This window comes from Flavobacterium hydatis, from assembly GCF_000737695.1.
Taxonomy (GTDB): Bacteria; Bacteroidota; Bacteroidia; order Flavobacteriales; family Flavobacteriaceae; genus Flavobacterium; species Flavobacterium hydatis.
Map to the genome: position 1 here is coordinate 56,924 of NZ_JPRM01000026.1, position 17,450 is coordinate 74,373.

16 protein-coding genes are annotated in these 17,450 nt (G+C 32.4%); 10 read left to right on the plus strand and 6 right to left on the minus strand.

The genetic code is table 11. The features are described 5' to 3' along the window. Positions 1 to 21: 21 nt before the first annotated feature. Together IW20_RS16175 and mnmD are read right to left on the minus strand one after the other, a co-directional pair. The gene (locus IW20_RS16175; RefSeq protein WP_035624542.1) at positions 22 to 219 is read right to left on the minus strand and encodes a hypothetical protein; all 198 of its coding nucleotides are present in this window, start codon (positions 217 to 219) and stop codon (positions 22 to 24) included. A 167-nt stretch (positions 220 to 386) separates the two neighbouring features. After that, positions 387 to 1,052 carry a tRNA (5-methylaminomethyl-2-thiouridine)(34)-methyltransferase MnmD gene (gene mnmD / locus IW20_RS16180; protein ID WP_035624544.1) on the minus strand — a complete coding sequence of 222 codons (666 nt, stop codon included), beginning with the start codon at positions 1,050 to 1,052 and terminating at the stop codon, positions 387 to 389. Between the two features lie 304 nt (positions 1,053 to 1,356). Between mnmD and IW20_RS16185 the strand changes: the two genes are divergently transcribed. Together IW20_RS16185 and IW20_RS16190 are read left to right on the plus strand one after the other, a co-directional pair. Beyond that, complete coding sequence (locus IW20_RS16185; RefSeq protein ID WP_035624546.1) at positions 1,357 to 2,427, plus strand: branched-chain amino acid aminotransferase; 1,071 nt, start codon at positions 1,357 to 1,359, stop codon at positions 2,425 to 2,427. 80 nt (positions 2,428 to 2,507) lie between these two features. Beyond that, on the plus strand, positions 2,508 to 3,647 hold the full coding sequence (locus IW20_RS16190) for a lactonase family protein (protein WP_035624548.1): 1,140 nt from the start codon (positions 2,508 to 2,510) through the stop codon (positions 3,645 to 3,647). A 142-nt stretch (positions 3,648 to 3,789) separates the two neighbouring features. On the opposite strand, the gene IW20_RS16195 is transcribed toward IW20_RS16190, so the two are convergent. After that, positions 3,790 to 4,173 (minus strand): pyrophosphohydrolase domain-containing protein, encoded by a 384-nt coding sequence (locus IW20_RS16195; protein ID WP_035624550.1) that lies wholly within the window; start codon positions 4,171 to 4,173, stop codon positions 3,790 to 3,792. A gap of 82 nt (positions 4,174 to 4,255) precedes the next feature. Here IW20_RS16195 and IW20_RS26715 point away from each other — a divergent pair, with 82 nt between their 5' ends. Then, positions 4,256 to 4,444, plus strand: a complete 189-nt coding sequence (locus IW20_RS26715; RefSeq protein ID WP_035624553.1) for a hypothetical protein — start codon at positions 4,256 to 4,258, stop codon at positions 4,442 to 4,444. 63 nt (positions 4,445 to 4,507) lie between these two features. Here the strand turns inward: IW20_RS26715 and IW20_RS16205 are convergent, their stop codons facing one another. Beyond that, positions 4,508 to 6,544: a dipeptidyl-peptidase 3 family protein gene (locus IW20_RS16205; RefSeq protein WP_035624556.1), complete on the minus strand. Its 2,037-nt coding sequence runs from the start codon at positions 6,542 to 6,544 to the stop codon at positions 4,508 to 4,510. Positions 6,545 to 6,819: 275 nt separating this feature from the next. Here IW20_RS16205 and IW20_RS16210 point away from each other — a divergent pair, with 275 nt between their 5' ends. The 4 genes from IW20_RS16210 to IW20_RS16225 all read left to right on the plus strand — a co-directional run bounded on the left by IW20_RS16210 (position 6,820) and on the right by IW20_RS16225 (position 9,475). Then, positions 6,820 to 7,935, plus strand: a complete 1,116-nt coding sequence (locus tag IW20_RS16210) for an SRPBCC family protein (RefSeq protein ID WP_035624559.1) — start codon at positions 6,820 to 6,822, stop codon at positions 7,933 to 7,935. A 64-nt stretch (positions 7,936 to 7,999) separates the two neighbouring features. Beyond that, positions 8,000 to 8,542, plus strand: a complete 543-nt coding sequence (locus tag IW20_RS16215; protein ID WP_035624561.1) for an RNA polymerase sigma factor — start codon at positions 8,000 to 8,002, stop codon at positions 8,540 to 8,542. A gap of 33 nt (positions 8,543 to 8,575) precedes the next feature. Next, entirely contained in the window at positions 8,576 to 8,989 is a 414-nt protein-coding gene (locus tag IW20_RS16220; protein ID WP_035624564.1) for a hypothetical protein, read from the plus strand. A gap of 27 nt (positions 8,990 to 9,016) precedes the next feature. Then, the gene (locus IW20_RS16225) at positions 9,017 to 9,475 is read left to right on the plus strand and encodes a hypothetical protein (RefSeq protein ID WP_035624597.1); all 459 of its coding nucleotides are present in this window, start codon (positions 9,017 to 9,019) and stop codon (positions 9,473 to 9,475) included. A 64-nt stretch (positions 9,476 to 9,539) separates the two neighbouring features. On the opposite strand, the gene IW20_RS16230 is transcribed toward IW20_RS16225, so the two are convergent. Further along, positions 9,540 to 10,595: a beta propeller repeat protein gene (locus IW20_RS16230; RefSeq protein ID WP_035624567.1), complete on the minus strand. Its 1,056-nt coding sequence runs from the start codon at positions 10,593 to 10,595 to the stop codon at positions 9,540 to 9,542. A gap of 117 nt (positions 10,596 to 10,712) precedes the next feature. Here IW20_RS16230 and IW20_RS16235 point away from each other — a divergent pair, with 117 nt between their 5' ends. From IW20_RS16235 to IW20_RS16245, 3 genes are all read left to right on the plus strand, one after another. Further along, on the plus strand, positions 10,713 to 12,101 hold the full coding sequence (locus IW20_RS16235) for a hypothetical protein (RefSeq protein ID WP_035624570.1): 1,389 nt from the start codon (positions 10,713 to 10,715) through the stop codon (positions 12,099 to 12,101). Positions 12,102 to 12,238: 137 nt separating this feature from the next. Next, positions 12,239 to 14,197, plus strand: a complete 1,959-nt coding sequence (locus IW20_RS16240) for a KUP/HAK/KT family potassium transporter (RefSeq protein ID WP_035624573.1) — start codon at positions 12,239 to 12,241, stop codon at positions 14,195 to 14,197. 140 nt (positions 14,198 to 14,337) lie between these two features. Continuing rightward, positions 14,338 to 15,570: an RsmB/NOP family class I SAM-dependent RNA methyltransferase gene (locus IW20_RS16245; RefSeq protein ID WP_035624576.1), complete on the plus strand. Its 1,233-nt coding sequence runs from the start codon at positions 14,338 to 14,340 to the stop codon at positions 15,568 to 15,570. 219 nt (positions 15,571 to 15,789) lie between these two features. Here the strand turns inward: IW20_RS16245 and IW20_RS16250 are convergent, their stop codons facing one another. Next, on the minus strand, positions 15,790 to 17,325 hold the full coding sequence (locus IW20_RS16250) for a YifB family Mg chelatase-like AAA ATPase (protein ID WP_035624580.1): 1,536 nt from the start codon (positions 17,323 to 17,325) through the stop codon (positions 15,790 to 15,792). Between the last annotated feature and the right edge of the window lie 125 nt (positions 17,326 to 17,450).

Below are 17,450 nucleotides of genomic sequence, written 5' to 3' on the forward strand. Positions count from 1 at the left end.
AATTAGGTTCCTTTTTTTTATCTATACTTTAGCTATCAGTAGACATTCTTTTAATTCGGGCTTTCCGATTGTAAAATTTAATAACCACTCTTGCAATTGTTCCATTTCGTATGGTAATAGTGTTTTGATAGCTTTCTCTAATTCTTTTAAGAAAAGTATCGGGTCGAAACTTACTCTTTCGAGTATTGATTTCGTGTAATCAAACATTATTTTAGACATAATAATTTAAGATTATGGGGTTATCTCATTATTTTTTAACTCGACGTAAAAATAAGCATTTTACACACAACTAGTCAGCTTTTAACTTATTTTTTTGTTTTATTTATCACGAAAACGTTTTTTAAAATACACATATAGCAATTTAAAATTAATCTAAATAGCGTGATTTACATCACTTTACGCGCTCTAAACATCTCTCTTTTTCCAGGTGGCCCAGCAAGTTTTTCAACACTAAATCCTACCTCGATCATACTCCTTTTTACGACTCCTCTCGCAGCATAAGTTACCAAAACTCCGTTAGGTTTTAAAGCATCATACATTCTTTTGAATATTTCGGTACTCCAAAGCTCTGGTTGCACCCGATATCCAAAAGCATCAAAATAAATCAAATCAAAAGTTTCGATATCATCAATTTCCTGAAAGAACTGTTTTCTCTTAGTTAATGTAAACGCATCAGTAAGCCCAATTATTTCATCCCAATTGCTTTCGTGCATTTTTTTAAATACATCTTTATAACTATCAGCTCCCAATTCGGCAACATAATTCATCATAAGTACTTCATTTGCTGCAACCGGATAAACTTCTACTCCAACATAATTTATGCTTTGCTTTTTTTCATCTGATTCTAAAAAAGTAATAAAAGCATTCAATCCAGTTCCAAAACCAATTTCTAATATCGAAATAGGTTTATCTTCAAATAAAGAAAATCCATTTTGTATAAATACATGTCTAGCTTCCTGAATTGCTCCATGTTTAGAGTGATAACATTCGTCCCATTCTTCCAAATGAATTGTCGTTGAACCATCTAGGGTTTGAATTACTTCTCTTTTCACAATTTATAAATCAGATTATTGATATTTTCATCTTATTTTGAAGTCAAATTTAATCAAAACAAATGCGTAAAGCCTTAAAAAACCATAGTTTTTTCATAAATTCTATATAAAAAGAAGCTCTTTATTTAACTTTTTTATAAAATAAATAAATCACATCAAAACCCTATAATTAATATCTTTTTAGCATCCAAATTGTATATTTTTACTTAATTTTGCTTTTGTTAAAATTTATTTCACACCCATTCAAGGTTTTAGGCTTCGACCTTAAACAATGAATTTTAGTTCATAAAAACCATACTTTATCATGAGTACAACTCAAACAAACAAAATTGAAATCATTAAAGCAACTTCGTCTAAAATAAACGATGTAGACTTTGATAACTTAAGCTTTGGTGCTGTATTTACAGACCATTTATTCGAATGTGATTTTAAAAATGGAGAATGGCAAACACCTGTCGTTAAGCCTTACGCTCCAATTTTAATGGATCCATCTTCAAAAGTCTTTCATTATGGACAAGCTATTTTTGAAGGAATGAAAGCTTACAAGGATGATAAAGATGCTATTTGGCTTTTTAGACCAGAAGAAAACCACAAACGTTTTAATGCTTCTGCAGTAAGAATGGCAATGCCAGAAATTCCAGAATCTATTTTTCTAGATGGATTAAATGAGTTATTAAAATTAGACGCCGAATGGGTTAAAAGAGGAAACGGAAGCAGTATGTATATCCGTCCGTTTATGATTGCAACTGGCGCTGGTGTTGTTGCAAACCCTTCTGATGAATATAAATTTATGATTTTGCTTTCACCTGCAAAATCATATTATGCTGGAGAAGTAAAAGTTATTATTGCTGAGCACTATAGTAGAGCTGCAAATGGTGGTATCGGAGCTGCTAAAGCTGCAGGTAACTACGGAGCACAGTTTTACCCAACAAATTTGGCAAATAAAGACGGTTTCCAACAAGTAATCTGGACTGATGATGCAACACATACCAAACTTGAAGAAGCAGGTACAATGAATGTATTTTTCAGAATTAACGATACTTTATTAACTGCACCTACAAGCGAAAGAATTCTTGACGGAATTACTCGTAAAAGTTTATTAGCAATTGCAGAAAAAGAAGGCTTAAAAACTGAAGTTCGTTCTGTATTAGCTTCTGAATTAGTTGAAGCTGCTAAAGACGGATCATTAAAAGAAATTTTTGGTGCTGGTACTGCTGCAGTAGTAAGTGTTATTAAAGGATTCTCATACAAAGATGAATATTACGAATTACCTAAAACAGATGATTCTTATGCTTCTCTTTTAAAAGAAAAACTAACAGGTATACAAAACAAACTTGCCGAAGATACTTTTAACTGGACTGTTCAAGTAAAATAATTCGTCGCACTATTTATAATTAAAGGCGATTTTCTTAACGAAAATCGCCTTTTTTATTAAAACAAACTCTCCAAAAATCAATGACTCCTAATAATTTAAGAAAGAAGACAATCCTTCTTTTAGCTACAATTTTAGCTTGTATCAATGTTTATTCTCAGGATAATTATGCTTTTTTTGGTTCGTATAATTGGGATAAAACTACCAACGGAATTTATGTATATCAACTAGATACCATAACAGGTAGATTAAAAAAAATCACTACAGTAAAAAACATTGCTAATCCTTCTTTTCTAACTTTATCACCTAACGGAAAATATGTATATGCCTGCACCGAAAGCAAAACTCCAGATGCAGGAAGCGTAAGTAGTTTTGAGTTTAATCCTGAAAAGAAAACGCTGGCTTTTATGAATAGTCAAAAAAGCGGAGGCGAAAATCCAGTTTATTTAACCGTTTACAAAAACGGAAAATGGCTTATTAATGGTAATTATACAGAAGGAAGCGTTTCGGTTTATCCAATTGCCGAAGATGGAAAAATAGAACCAATTACACAAAACTTTCAATATACAGAAGGAAGCGTAGACCCGAAAAGACAAGATCGCTCTCATATTCATTCTACAGTATTCTCCCCTAATTATGATTATATCTTTTTTCCAGATCTAGGCGCAGATAAAATACGATGTTATCAATTTGATACTAACCAAAGTCAGCCTTTACAAACTACCGAAAATCCTTTTGCGAAAGCACCTCTAGAAAGTGGTCCAAGACATTTTACTTTTCATCCTAACGGAAAATTTGGATATTGTATCGAAGAACTTTCAGGAACTATTAGCATATACCAATATGAAAACGGAAAGCTAAATCCTCTCCAAAGAATAAACACACATCCTGAAACATTAAAAAGTGGATTTGAAAGTTCGGATATTCACATTTCGCCCGACGGAAAATTTCTGTACGCATCTAATAGAGGACAAGAAAACAATATTGCTATTTTCTCTATTGCCGAAGATGGAACATTAAAAACAATAGGCTATCAATCTACTCTAGGCGAACATCCCAGAGTATTTGCACTAAATCCATCAGGAAGTTTTTTAATTGCAACAAATACGGGTAACGGAAATGTTATTGTATTTAAAAAAGATAAAGAAACTGGATTATTAAAAAAAGTAGGTAAAAAAATTAAAATCAGAAATGTTTCTTGCGTGCAAATCAAACAATATTAAAAGAATAATAGTTTTAAAAACTAAAATACAAAACACAAATTTCACGAATTAGCACTAATTTGAGCTTTTTAAATAAGGCTCTTTTAATTGGTGTAAATTCGTAAAATTTGTGTTATCCTTCTTTATAACTAAATAGTAGTTATTATTTTAAAATCTTAGAAAAATCAGGTTTAAAATAATTTGGCCCTTTCATTACTTTTCCATCTTCACGGTAAATAGGCTGTCCATCTTCACCAAGTTTACTCATATTACTTTGCTGGATTTCATCAAAAACTGCTTCGATTTTATCCTGTAAACCATGCTCGATAATTGTCCCGCACAAAATATACATCATATCTCCCAGCGCATCAGCAATCTCTACTAGATCATTATTTTTTACTGCCTCAAGATATTCTTCATTTTCCTCTTTCATCAAGTTGTAACGAAGCACATTTTTAGTTTCTCCCAAATCAGCAATTGGCGATTCACTATGTCCAATTTTAAAAGCAGTATGAAATTGCTTTACTGCATCAATTTGTTTTTGCATAATTATATTTAATTAAATGATATACCAAATTAACAACTATTCTTAAACTATTGCCTAAATTTGCCACAAAAATTTTAAACTTATGTTTAGTCAGGGACAATTAATATTTGCATTGTGTTTTTTTATCGCTTTTGTTATCGCAATGATATTTGCCTACAGAAAAGATGTGGGACTTCACAAAATATTCTACAAAGGAAATTATAAGGTTTTACTAGTTTTTATAGCTTTTATAATCATTCTATTTCTGATAAAAATATTCTTCAAACGATAATTTATTTCATAAAAAATGCCCGCTAAACTAGCGGGCATTTTCATTATTAGTATCTATTACTTATTAGTTTTCTAAAGGTAGGAAACCAAAGTTTTTAGAATAATCAAGCATTTGTTCTGCAAAAGTTTTAGGTTGTTTTACTTCTATCGAAATAATTTTTCCTTTAGCATCAACTTTAGGCTCAAGAATAGGATTTACAAATCCGCTGTAAGGCGCAGATGGAAATTGCTTGTTACGCTCTAAAACCTCAGCGTGTAATTTTTGGTCTACTTTTACACCATAATTTTCTACCAAAGCTTTTCCTGCATTGTAATCTCCTTCAGATTTTATACGTTGTACTTCACGTAACAACTGTCCGAATAAATCATGCAATTTATCATAATCAGTAATATTGAAATATGTTTTACCGTTACGCGTAATTTTTTCGATTACATTATCTTTTTTACCTTTTTCGTAAACCCAAGCACTCACCCATTGACGGTTTCTCATGTGTGCTTCTTCGATATTAGCACCTAAGTCTAAACGAACCAATTGCGTCATTAATCCGTTACGGATATAACTATCGTATGATTCCATTCCTACTTTTTTCCAATCATCAACTAATCCAATTTCTTGTAACTTAGGATTATATAAATAGTATAAACCAACTAAGTCAGCCCTACCTTCTTCCAGAGTCGAAGCATAACTTTTTAAAGTTTCTTTTGGAGTACCAACACCTTCATTTATTTGTCCTGAAGCATGACCTACAACTTCGTGTAAAGCAGTATGCAATTTATCTCCTATTTCACCATATTGTTTAGCCAAAGCGATTTCTTCTTCGTCATTAGCAAATTCTTTTAATTTACCACTTCCTGACGATTTAGAATATGCATCGATAATATTACCTAATGAAACAGATTTAGAACCGTGATCTGCACGAATCCAATCTGCATTAGGAAGATTCACACCAATTGGTGTACTTGGCGAAGCATCTCCAGACTCTCCCGCTACAATAACAGTTTTGTATGAAACTCCAACAACATTTTTCTTTTTGTGCTCTGGCATTAACGGAGAATTATCTTCAAACCATTGTGCATTTTTAGATACTACCTCCATTTTGGCTGACATATCAAAATCTTTAATTTGCACAACTCCTTCGTAAGATCCTCTATATCCTAATGGATCATTGTAAACTTCGATAAAACCACTTATGTAGTCAATATTTCCTTCGGTAGCATGCAACCAAGCTATATTATAATCATCCCAAGTTTTTAAACTTCCTGTTCTATAATACTCGATTAATAATCCTATTGCATCACCTTGTTTTTTGTTTTCGGCAACCGTTTTGGCTTTTTCTAACCAAAAGATAATTTTATCAATCGCAGCTCCATACATTCCGCCGCTTTTCCAAACTTTTTCTTCTAATTGTCCTTTGGCATTTTTTACCAATTTAGAATTTAATCCATAAGAAATAGGTTTCTTAGGATCTGGGCTTGTTTGTTTTTTATAAAAATCTTCAGCTTCTTGTAATGTAATTCCTTTGTCATAAAAATTAATTGCAGAACCTGCTAACAATCCTTTAGACTCATCAAGATTTACTTTTTTACTATCTTCATCATTAAATAAAATAGCAGTAACCTCTGGAGATAATTTAGTTTTAGTAGCTTTTAGCAATCCTGCAAAATATTCTTGTGAAAAATCAGGTTTGATTTTCTCATTAGAATAATGGTGGTGAATACCATTAGAGAACCAAACACGTTTAAGGTAAATTTCGAAATTTTTCCAATCTGTGCTTTTTTTATCACCTTTATAACTTACATAAATCTGCTCGAGAGCTTTTCTGATTTTTAAATTATTCTTATAGTTCTGATCCCACATTATATCACGCCCTGCAGTTCCTGCTTGTGTAAGATAATATACTAATTCTTGTTCTTTAAGTGTTAAACTCTCCCAACCAGGTATTTGATAGCGCAATACTTTAATGTCAGCAAATTGCTCTACTGTAAAATCAAAAGGCTTCTCATTATTTGTTTTCGATACAGCTGTGTTAGCAACCTGAGCGTTGCAAATAACTGAAACTCCAACAGTCATAAAAAATCCTGCAGCTTTAAGTAATTTCATTATTAATGATATTTAGTTTATAAAAAAATTATTATCTACCAAAGATACGTTTTCTTTAAAAAAAACATAAAAAACAACGTTAATATTACCTTTAGGCTATTTTTAAAAGTCAAATTTATTTATCTTGCTCTTAGCATTTTCTAGCAAAACTTTTTTTATAAAACTACCCAAAAGTTGGAAAAATTAACAAAAAAGGCCTAGTTTTGACTTTTTATTGGCTCCTATCGGATATTAATAAAATTTATACCTTTACATCAGAAAACAACAGAGATACTATGAGAATTTTAAAATATATATTCCTTTTATTACTATTAAGTTTTGTCTCATTAACTGTATTTGTTGCCACTCAAAAAGGTGATTTTACGGTAGAGAGAAGCAAGGTTATTAAAACACAACGTGTTTCTTTGTATAACTTTGTAAACGATTATAGAAACTGGGAAGATTTTGGTTCTTGGGTTACTGAAGATCCTAGTATTCATGTAGTTTTCCCTGCAAAAACTTCTGGTGTAAACGCTTCTTTTTCCTGGACAGGAAACGATGGTAGTGGAGATGTAAAAACTATCGCAGTAACTGATGCGCAAAATATTACTCAAAAAATGAACTTTGATGGAACTCTTACTGATGTTTCATGGGTTTTTAAAGATACTCTTGGAGGGACAAAAGTTACCTGGAAATCTAAAGGAACAATGAGTTTCCTTTTCAAGATATATTCGGCACTTAATGGTGGGGCAGATAAAGTTATTGGTACTATGTATGAGAAAACTTTAGCCAACTTAGATAAGATATTAGTTTATGAAACAAACACATTTGACATAAAAGTTGATGGTGTTGTAAAAAAATTAGAGACCTTTTATATCAATCAATCGTTTACTAGCGAAATAGGAAAAATTGCCAAAAATGTTAGAATTGTTGTTCCTCAATTAACTTCTTTTTGTGAAGCTAATGGTATTGAGACCAACGGGAAACCTTTTGTAATATATCATACTTATGACACTACAAGCGGGTTAGCCAAAATATCTATTTGTGTTCCTATCAAGAAAGAAATCTTTACAAGTTCTGGAAGTGATATCTTAACGGGTAAATTAGAACCATTTGAAGCTGTAAAAACAACTTTAAAAGGAGATTACTCACATACTAAACAAGCAATAGAAAAATCGACGGCTTATATTAATAACCAAAAAATATTCCCTGATCTTACTTGGTCACATCTTGAAATTTACACGATAAGTAAAGCAGAAATTGCAAACCCTTCTAAATGGGTAACTGAGCTTTATTATCCTGTAAAACCAAAGGTAGTCCCTGTAGAGAGACCTGTTGTACGTACTCCTAAACCAGAACCAACTCCTGCACATACTCCTCCTCCTGCAAAAGAAGAGCAATCGGAATTTTAAAAAATCCGAAATGTAGATTAAACCTTTTCAGATAATCCTATTCTAACTTATATAAAAAAGAAAGTTGACAGACGAAAAGGTATTTATACAAGAATTATTAAACCCGAAGACGCAAAATACTGCGTTTCAAAAACTTGTATCCAATTACCAAAAACCGCTGTACAATCATATTCGAAACATTGTTTTGAATCATGATGATGCGCACGATGTTTTGCAAAATACATTTATAAAAGTTTTTAGATATCTGAATAAATTTAAAGGAGATAGCAAACTTTTTTCATGGGTGTATCGTATTGCAACCAATGAAGCTTTGACTTTTTTAAGTCAGAAAGCAAAACTAAACGGAATAACCTCTGAAGCTTTACAAAATAAAACTATTGAAAATCTTGAAGCTGATGCTTTTTTTGATGGAAATGAAATTCAGTTAAAACTGCAAAAAGCTATTGTTACGCTTCCAGAAAAACAACAATTGGTTTTTAAAATGAAATATTTTGAAGAATTAAAATACGAAGAAATAGCCGATATATTAGGGACTTCGGTTGGTGCATTAAAAGCATCGTACCATCATGCCGTAAAAAAAATCGAAGCTCACGTTACATCCAATTAAACCTTTTACAACTAATAAAGTCTTACATACATCATGAAAGCATTTAAATTAGATAACGAACCGAAAATTGAAACTGGATTTAAAACTCCAGAAAATTACTTTGAAAATTTCTCAGCAAATTTATTGGAGAAGTTGCCACAAAATGAACCTAAAACAATTTCTTTATTTGCAAGAAATAGAAAAACATTCATGGCAGTTGCAGCCGTACTTGTAATTGCATTAACGGTTCCTATAATATATAAGTACACAACAAAATCTAAGGAACTTGACGAAGCTACTCTGGAAACGTACTTATCTTATCAATCAAATTTAAATCAATATGATTTAATTCATGAGTTAGATACAAACGACATTAATAATTTAGACAAAAATATTGCCTTAGGTGATGATGCCATAGAAGATGTTCTGGCAGCAAACCCTAATATTGAACATCTTATTTTAGAATAAAAGAACAATTATATTAAAACGATGCAAATGAAAATCAAAAACATACTTCCGATATTATTATTCCTGATAACGCTTCCCTTTTATGCTCAAAACGAAAAAATGGATGAGAAAAGAGAAAAAATAAAGGCATATAAAGTTTCTTTCTTAACAACCGAATTAGAATTAACTTCGGCTGAATCAGAAAAATTTTGGCCCATATATAATACGTACGATGATAAACAATATGAATTAAGACATCAAAAACTAAAATCGTACACAAGAAAATTGAGCGACGAAACTCTAAAAAACATGTCTGAAAAAGAAGCTGCAACACTTCTTTCTCAAATGGAAAGTACTGACGAAGAATTATATCTTTTGCGCAAAAAATATATTGCAAGTTTAAAGAAAATACTTCCTGCGAAAAAAATTATAATCCTTCGTAAATCAGAAGATGATTTTAATCGCAAACTATTACACCAATATCGAGATAAAGCAGGTAAAAACTAAATCCTTCTTAAAAATAACAACAGCGGAGAACCCTTTATAATAATTACTTTATTATTTAGGGTTCTCATTTTTTAAAGCGGATCTGAACCAATTTATTGTGACCTGCAGCAATTGCAGTAGTAGAATTCATAAATCGGATGGTAAAAAGACTTGAGTCTGTAGACAATTGTTTCCATGTATTGCCTCCATCAGCAGAATAATGCAATCCTAAAGTTCCCACTACAACTATTTCTTTTCCACCACTTTTAGGTACGTATTGTACACAAGATGCATAACCAAAACCTGAATTCTGCGCTATTAAATTCCAAGTTTTCCCACCATCAGTAGTAATTGCTTTATTATCTGAATTTTGTTCTGGAAACTCATAATCTCCTCCAGCAATAATTCCGTTTTTAGAATCGTAAAAATCAGCCGTAAAAATCCCAGTCATAGTTTTTCCTTGTACAATAGGTGTTTCAAAAACTTTCCATGTTCTCCCTTTATCAGATGAATGAAAAACTCTTGCCTTTTTTCCTCCGGAAACCAACCAAGTATCTTTTCCTTTTATAACAATATTAGTATTACTTGCTGCAAATGCTGCTTCACCTTTACCCATTGTAGGCAATTGGTCTGATAATAATTTTGCCCAAGTATTGCCTCCGTCACGCGTTATTAATATCGAAAAACTATCTTCGGTAGGATCTCCTATTGCAATTCCCTCAGAATCATTCCAAAATTGCATACTATCGTAAAACACCTTATCATTAACCTCTTTATAAACTAATTTCGTTTTTTTGGTTGCTTTAGAAACTTGGTAAAGTAAAGCTGGATTTGCAACACTTAATAAAAAAATATTTTTTGATGTTTGTGCGATACTTCTGAATTCTAACTTTAAAGTGTCTTTATAAATATGCTCTACATATTTTTCTTTATCCTTTAAATCGTAATACCCAAATCGCGAATTATCAGCCCCAAACCATATCTTATTCTTATCAATTACCAGCGCTCTAATACTTATTTTATCTTTAAACAATGTATCTATTTCAATAGACTGAAACCCCTTACCATTTGACTTATAATCTACTGTTTGACAATGCATAACAAAACTAAAAAGACTTAAAAAGAGTGCTAATTTTTTCATGGTATTTTAAATTATTTTATGCTAAAATACAATTATTTACATAAAATCAAAACGGTAGATATTTTTTGTGGCACAGTAATTGGATAATTCAAAATAACAATCTTAATACGATACGTCATGAGAACGAAAATACTTTTAATAAGTCTACTAACTTTAGGGTTTGCTACAATGCAAGCTCAAGCTGGAGCTACAGTATATGCTAAGAATTCTGATATTAGTGATAATTTAGATTTAAGAGCCGTAGCTTCTATTTTTGGGGAATCTGCAAATCTTCAGGATTTTGAAAGAAGATTAAATGAACCAAAATATCAAATATCTAATCTGGATTTAAACGGTGATAATCAAGTAGATTATTTACGTGTAATCGAAAGTGTAGAAAACAGAACTCACGTAATCATCATACAAGCTGTACTTGACCGTGATGTTTACCAAGATGTTGCAACAATAGATCTAGAAAGAGATTCTTTTAACAAAGTTCATATACAAGTTGTTGGGAACGACTTTATTTATGGATCTAATTATATCTATGAGCCGGTTTATACCATTACTCCTGTAATTTATACTTCGTTTTGGGTTACTAACTATCGTCCTTATTATTCTAGCTGGACATGGAACTACTACCCTACTTATTATACTGCATGGAGACCTTACCCAGTGTATAGATACAGAAACAATGTAAACATTTGTATTAACGTAAACAATCATTATAACTATGTGAGTTCTAGAAGAAGCAACACAGCAGTTGTAATATATAACTCTAATCGTACTTATGGCTACGAAAGACGTAATCCTAACAACGGTTTTGCTCAACGTAACAATAATGTAAACAATAGATATGAGTTAGATCAAAGACGTGTTGCCAGCAGAGAAACAAACAGAAGAAACAATACCTATTCTACTACTGATAGAACAACAAATAATAGAGATTATACTCAAAACAGAACAAACACATCTAGAGACTACAATACTAGTGCAAGACCAACTACTCGTGATTATTCTCAAAACAGAACAACCTCAACAGGAACTTCTGTAGACAGAATAAACACTTCTAGAGATTACAATAGAGGAAATACTAGTTCTAGTACTGAAACTACAAGAGATTATTCTCAAAACAGAACAAATTCTAACGAAGTAACGCCAACTCCAAGAACACAAACTACGAGAGATTATTCTCAAAACAGAACAAGTTCTAACGAAGTAACGCCAACTCCAAGAACACAAACTACGAGAGATTATTCTCAAAACAGAACAAGTTCTACTACGGTAACGCCTACACAAAGAACAGAATCTTCAAGAGATTATACTCAAAATAGAGGAAGTGCAACAAGAGACTATTCGACTCAAAGAACGGAATCATCAAGAGGGAATTATGAAAGCAGAACTAGTTCAGCTAGGCAATCAACCCCTCAAAGTTCAGGAAACGAGAGATCGGGTTCCGTTTCTAGAGGCGATTCGGGCCAAAGACAAAGTAGCTCTACTGAAAGAGGTGGTAATAGAAGAGGCTAATTTTTATACACTTATCAGATTAAAACAAAAACACGATTTAACGATCGTGTTTTTTTTATCTTTATTACTCATAATTTGATGTTAATTTGTTTTAAAACAGTAAATTTGACGCGACTTTTATAAAATTAAAAAATTAAATGAGCGCATCACACAAGAACTTACATAGTAAGTTAACGTTAGGAGGTTTGTTAATCACATTAGGGATAATATATGGTGATATAGGAACCTCTCCTTTATATGTAATGAAAGCCATTCTTGGCAAGCATATAATTGAAGCTGATATTGTTTTGGGTGGTATTTCATGTGTTTTCTGGACATTAACGCTCCAAACAACCATCAAATATGTGCTTATTACATTAAGTGCTGATAATCACGGAGAAGGAGGAATCTTCGCATTATACGCACTGGTTAAAAAAACAAAAATTAAATGGCTCATTGTTCCCGCCATTATTGGGGGAAGTGCCTTACTTGCAGATGGTATTATTACACCGCCTATATCTGTTTCCTCAGCAATCGAGGGTATTAAAACATACTATCCTAGTATAAATACTGTTCCTATTGTTATTGCAATCTTATTTGTTTTATTTACAATTCAGCAATTTGGTACAAAACTAGTTGGTAAATTTTTTGCACCAATGATGCTTATCTGGTTTGCTATGTTAGGAACTTTGGGTGTTATACAAATTGCACACCATCCTGAAGTTTTTAAAGCGATAAACCCTTATTACGCCTATCACTTGTTATCAATCCATCCTGATGGTTTCTTTGTATTAGGTTTTGTATTTTTATGTACAACAGGAGCCGAAGCATTGTACTCTGACATGGGACACTGCGGAAGAAAAAACATTCGTATAAGCTGGATATTTGTTAAATCAACATTAGTTTTAAACTATTTTGGACAAGCAGCTTATCTTATTCATCATGAAGGAAAAACTTTGCAACAATTAGGAGGAAACGGAAATCCTTTTTATTTAATCATGGCAAGTTGGTTCCAGCCAATTGGTATTGTTATCGCAACTCTTGCTGCTGTAATTGCTTCTCAGGCACTTATTAGTGGTTCATTTACATTGATAAATGAAGCTATGCGATTAAATTTCTGGCCAAAAGTAAAAATAAAATACCCTACCGAAGTAAAAGGTCAATTATACATCCCGTCTATAAACTGGTTATTGTTTTTTGGTTGTGTGGGTATCGTACTGCACTTTGAAGAATCAGGAAAGATGGAACATGCTTACGGTCTGGCAATTATATTATGTATGATTATGACCACCATCTTGCTTAATTTTTACTTGATCATGAAACGAGTAAAATTATACTTCATGGTTCCGTTAATTACAATATATCTAGCAATCGAGATTAGTTTCCTGATTGCCAATGTAACTAAATTTACCGAAGGTGGTTATGTAACATTAATTATTGCAGCAGCTCTTATCTCTATTATGACGATTTGGTTCCTTGCTAAGAAAATTAATAAAAACTACACCAAGGTTATCAAAATTGAAGATTATAAAAAGGTGTTGATGGAATTGAGCGAAGATTTATCTATTCCTAAATATGCAACACACTTAGTTTATATGACTAATGCAAATCGTGTAGACGAACTTGAGGAAAAAGTTATTTATTCAATTTTGCAAAAGCGTCCAAAAAGAGCCGATATATACTGGTTTGTTCACGTAAATATTTTAACTGAGCCTTATAAAACGCAATATAAAGTAACCGAAATTGCAAAAGACGATATTTATAGAGTCGATTTTAATTTAGGATTTAGAGAACCTACCAAGATTAACTTAATGTTTAGAGAAGTTATTCGTGATATGGTGAAAAAAGGAGAAGTTGATATTACGAGCCGATACGAATCATTGAATAAGAATAATATTATTGGAGATTTCAAATTTGTACTATCTGAGAAATTCCTTTCTAACGATAATGACCTAAGATGGCATGAAAATATTATCATGAATTCTTATTTCTTTATCAAGAAGTTAAGTTTATCCGAAGAACGCGCTTTTGGTTTAGACAGCAGTTCTGTAAAAATAGAAAAATTCCCAATGGTGCTTCATGCTCCAGAAAACATAGGTTTAACAAGAGTTCACTAAGCCTTGATAAACATTTACAAAACACTCTTTTAATTCCTAAAAGAGTGTTTTTTTTGGTTGAAAAATATAAAAAGAACATTCAAAATTAAAAATTTAACTTTCAACCAATTAATACTACCTTTGCAACTCAATTATTTAAAATGAGATTACACAGAAATTTAGTTTATACGACCATCGATTCTTTAAATGCAATATTCAATGAAGGCGAATATGCAGATAAAGTGGTTGCAAGAGCATTAAAAAAAGACAAACGTTGGGGAAGTTCTGACAGGAAATTTGTCGCAGAAACGATATACGAAATAGTTCGTTGGAAAAGATTATACAGTGAAATTGCCGAAGTTAAAGAACCATTTGACAGAGATAACCTTTGGAGAATGTTCTCGGTATGGGCAGTTTTAAGAGGTTACCCAATCCCGGATTGGCGCCAGCTTGAAGGTGTTCCTGAAAGAAAAATAAAAGGTCGTTTTGATGAGCTTTCTAAAGTTAGAGCTATTAAAGAATCTATTCCAGACTGGATGGATGAACTAGGAGTTAAAGAACTAGGCGAAAAACTTTGGGCTACAGAAATTGCTGCTCAAAACCAACCTGCCAAAGTTATACTTAGAGTAAATACGCTAAAAACTACCAAAGAGCAATTAAGAGCAATCTTGATGGATTTAAATATTGAAACAGAATATTTAAAAAACCAACCTGATGCTTTAGTCTTAAAAGAAAGAGCCAACGTATTCTTAACAGATGCTTTTAAACAAGGGTTCTTTGAAGTACAAGATGCAAACTCACAACTTGTTGCTGCATTTCTTGATGTAAAACCAGGAATGCGTGTAGTAGATACTTGTGCTGGTGCTGGAGGAAAAACATTGCATATTGCTTCTTTAATGGAAAACAAAGGACAATTAATTGCAATGGATTTATACGAAAGTAAACTAAAGCAATTAAAATTAAGAGCAAAACGTAATGGTGCTTTTAATATCGAATACCGTATTATCGACACAACTAAGGTAATTAAGAAATTACACGAAAAAGCCGATAGAGTTTTAATCGATGCTCCATGTAGTGGTTTAGGTGTTTTAAAAAGAAACCCTGATGCTAAATGGAAATTAAAGCCTGAGTTTATCGATAACATTCGTAAAGTTCAAGCAGAAGTTTTAGAGAACTACTCTAAGATTGTAAAACCAGGAGGGAAATTAGTTTATGCTACATGTTCTATATTACCTTCTGAAAATCAAGAACAAGTAGAGAAATTCTTAAAAACAGAAATTGGAAAACAGTTTACTTTTGTAAAAGATCACAAGATATTGGCTTCTGAGTCTGGTTTTGATGGTTTTTATATGGCATTATTAGAGCGTAAAGATGCTCCAGTTGTAGCTTCGTAAAACAAATTATACTTATATATTTAAAGAGCAACTCGATGAGTTGCTCTTTTTTTTGTTTAACACATAGAAACATAGATTTTATATTTGAGAAAGAATACAAAAAGAAATACATTTCTTTCACATAGCTAACTTTGTGCTTTTAAAATAAGTAAAACGCCTTATTCAGAGTACAAAATCTATGTTTCTATGTGTTAAAATTAATTATGGCTTATACTTATTTTACCCTAACCAACCATCACGATCTAAACTACGATATTGGATTGCTTCGGCAATATGCGAAGAAATAATATCTGGAGCCGCTTCTAAGTCGGCGATAGTTCTGGCTACTTTCAAAATCCTATCGTAGGCTCTAGCTGAAAGATTAAGTCTTTCCATTGCTGTTTTTAATAATAACTTAGATTGCTCATCAAGCGCACAAAACTCTCTGATTTGCTTCGTGTTCATTTGAGCATTGTAATTTATATTCTCGAAAGTTTCAAATCTTTTAGCTTGAATTTCGCGTCCTGCCGTAACACGTTCTCGAATATGCACACTGCTTTCGGCTTTATTATCATCAGCTAATTTTTCAAAAGGAACAGGAGTAACTTCTATATGAATATCTATCCTGTCTAATAGAGGTCCCGAAATCTTGCTTAAATACCGTTGCATTTCGTGTGGGGAAGATTTTTGTGGAGCATCAGGATCATTAAAGAATCCGCTTGGGCTTGGGTTCATACTAGCCACAAGCATAAAAGAAGATGGATAGGTTACGGTAAACTTTGCTCTCGAAATTGTTACTTCTCTATCTTCTAGCGGTTGACGCATTACTTCGAGAACATCTCTTTTAAACTCAGGTAATTCATCTAAGAATAATACCCCATTATGTGCCATCGATATTTCTCCTGGTTGCGGATAACTCCCACCTCCTACTAATGCTACATTCGAAATAGTGTGATGCGGACTTCTGAAAGGCCTTTGATTCATTAAGCCTACTTCTTTTAACTTACCTGCAACACTATGAATTTTGGTAGTTTCTAATGCTTCTTTTAATGTCATTGGTGGCAAAATACTTGGCAATCGTTTGGCAAGCATCGTTTTTCCTGCTCCCGGAGGCCCAACCAAAATTATATTGTGTCCGCCCGCAGCAGCAATTTCCATACAACGCTTGATGCTCTCCTGCCCTCTTACATCCGAGAAATCGAATTCAGGAAAATCTAACGTTTTATAAAACTCTGCTCTTGTATCTATAACAGTCGTCTCTAGAGTTCCTTTTCCTTCCAGAAAATCAATTACTTCCTGAACATTCTCAACTCCATATACATCAAGGCCAGCTACAATTGCAGCTTCTTTTACATTTTGCTTTGGCAGAAAAAAACCTTTATATCCTTCTTCCTTTGCTTTTATAGCAATAGGCAACGCACCACGAATGGGTTGTAAGCTTCCGTCAAGCGAAAGTTCTCCCATAATGATATACTTATCTAGTTCGGGTGCTTTTATTTGATCTGAAGCCACTAAAATACCAATTGCTAAAGTTAGATCGTATGCAGAACCCTCCTTACGTAAATCGGCTGGCGCCATGTTTATGGTTATTTTTTTACCAGGCATTTTATACCCGTTATTTTTTAGTGCTGCTGCAATCCTGAAACAACTTTCTTTGATGGCGCTATCGGGCAAACCTACCAAATGATACCCAATTCCAGCATCCATATTTACCTCAACTGTAATAGTTGTGGCTTCTACACCAAAAACTGCACTTCCGTATACTTTAACTAACATAATCCCTTTTATTTATGAAAGTAAAAGTATTTAATTATAAATTGAAAAAGCAGTATTTTGTAGTAAAAAAATTACTTTTATTTAAAACTAAAAACAAGCCTTCTATTAAACATAGAAAATCAAAC

Bases quoted from the DNA above. Each gene is read 5' to 3' on its own strand.
- IW20_RS16175 (WP_035624542.1), bottom strand. From the start codon at position 219: ATGTCTAAAATAATGTTTGATTACACGAAATCAATACTCGAAAGAGTA.
- IW20_RS16185 (WP_035624546.1), top strand. From the start codon at position 1,357: ATGAGTACAACTCAAACAAACAAAATTGAAATCATTAAAGCAACTTCG.
- IW20_RS16190 (WP_035624548.1), top strand. From the start codon at position 2,508: ATGACTCCTAATAATTTAAGAAAGAAGACAATCCTTCTTTTAGCTACA.
- IW20_RS16195 (WP_035624550.1), bottom strand. From the start codon at position 4,173: ATGCAAAAACAAATTGATGCAGTAAAGCAATTTCATACTGCTTTTAAA.
- IW20_RS26715 (WP_035624553.1), top strand. From the start codon at position 4,256: ATGTTTAGTCAGGGACAATTAATATTTGCATTGTGTTTTTTTATCGCT.
- IW20_RS16205 (WP_035624556.1), bottom strand. From the start codon at position 6,544: ATGAAATTACTTAAAGCTGCAGGATTTTTTATGACTGTTGGAGTTTCA.
- IW20_RS16210 (WP_035624559.1), top strand. From the start codon at position 6,820: ATGAGAATTTTAAAATATATATTCCTTTTATTACTATTAAGTTTTGTC.
- IW20_RS16220 (WP_035624564.1), top strand. From the start codon at position 8,576: ATGAAAGCATTTAAATTAGATAACGAACCGAAAATTGAAACTGGATTT.
- IW20_RS16225 (WP_035624597.1), top strand. From the start codon at position 9,017: ATGAAAATCAAAAACATACTTCCGATATTATTATTCCTGATAACGCTT.
- IW20_RS16230 (WP_035624567.1), bottom strand. From the start codon at position 10,595: ATGAAAAAATTAGCACTCTTTTTAAGTCTTTTTAGTTTTGTTATGCAT.
- IW20_RS16235 (WP_035624570.1), top strand. From the start codon at position 10,713: ATGAGAACGAAAATACTTTTAATAAGTCTACTAACTTTAGGGTTTGCT.
- IW20_RS16240 (WP_035624573.1), top strand. From the start codon at position 12,239: ATGAGCGCATCACACAAGAACTTACATAGTAAGTTAACGTTAGGAGGT.
- IW20_RS16245 (WP_035624576.1), top strand. From the start codon at position 14,338: ATGAGATTACACAGAAATTTAGTTTATACGACCATCGATTCTTTAAAT.
- IW20_RS16250 (WP_035624580.1), bottom strand. From the start codon at position 17,325: ATGTTAGTTAAAGTATACGGAAGTGCAGTTTTTGGTGTAGAAGCCACA.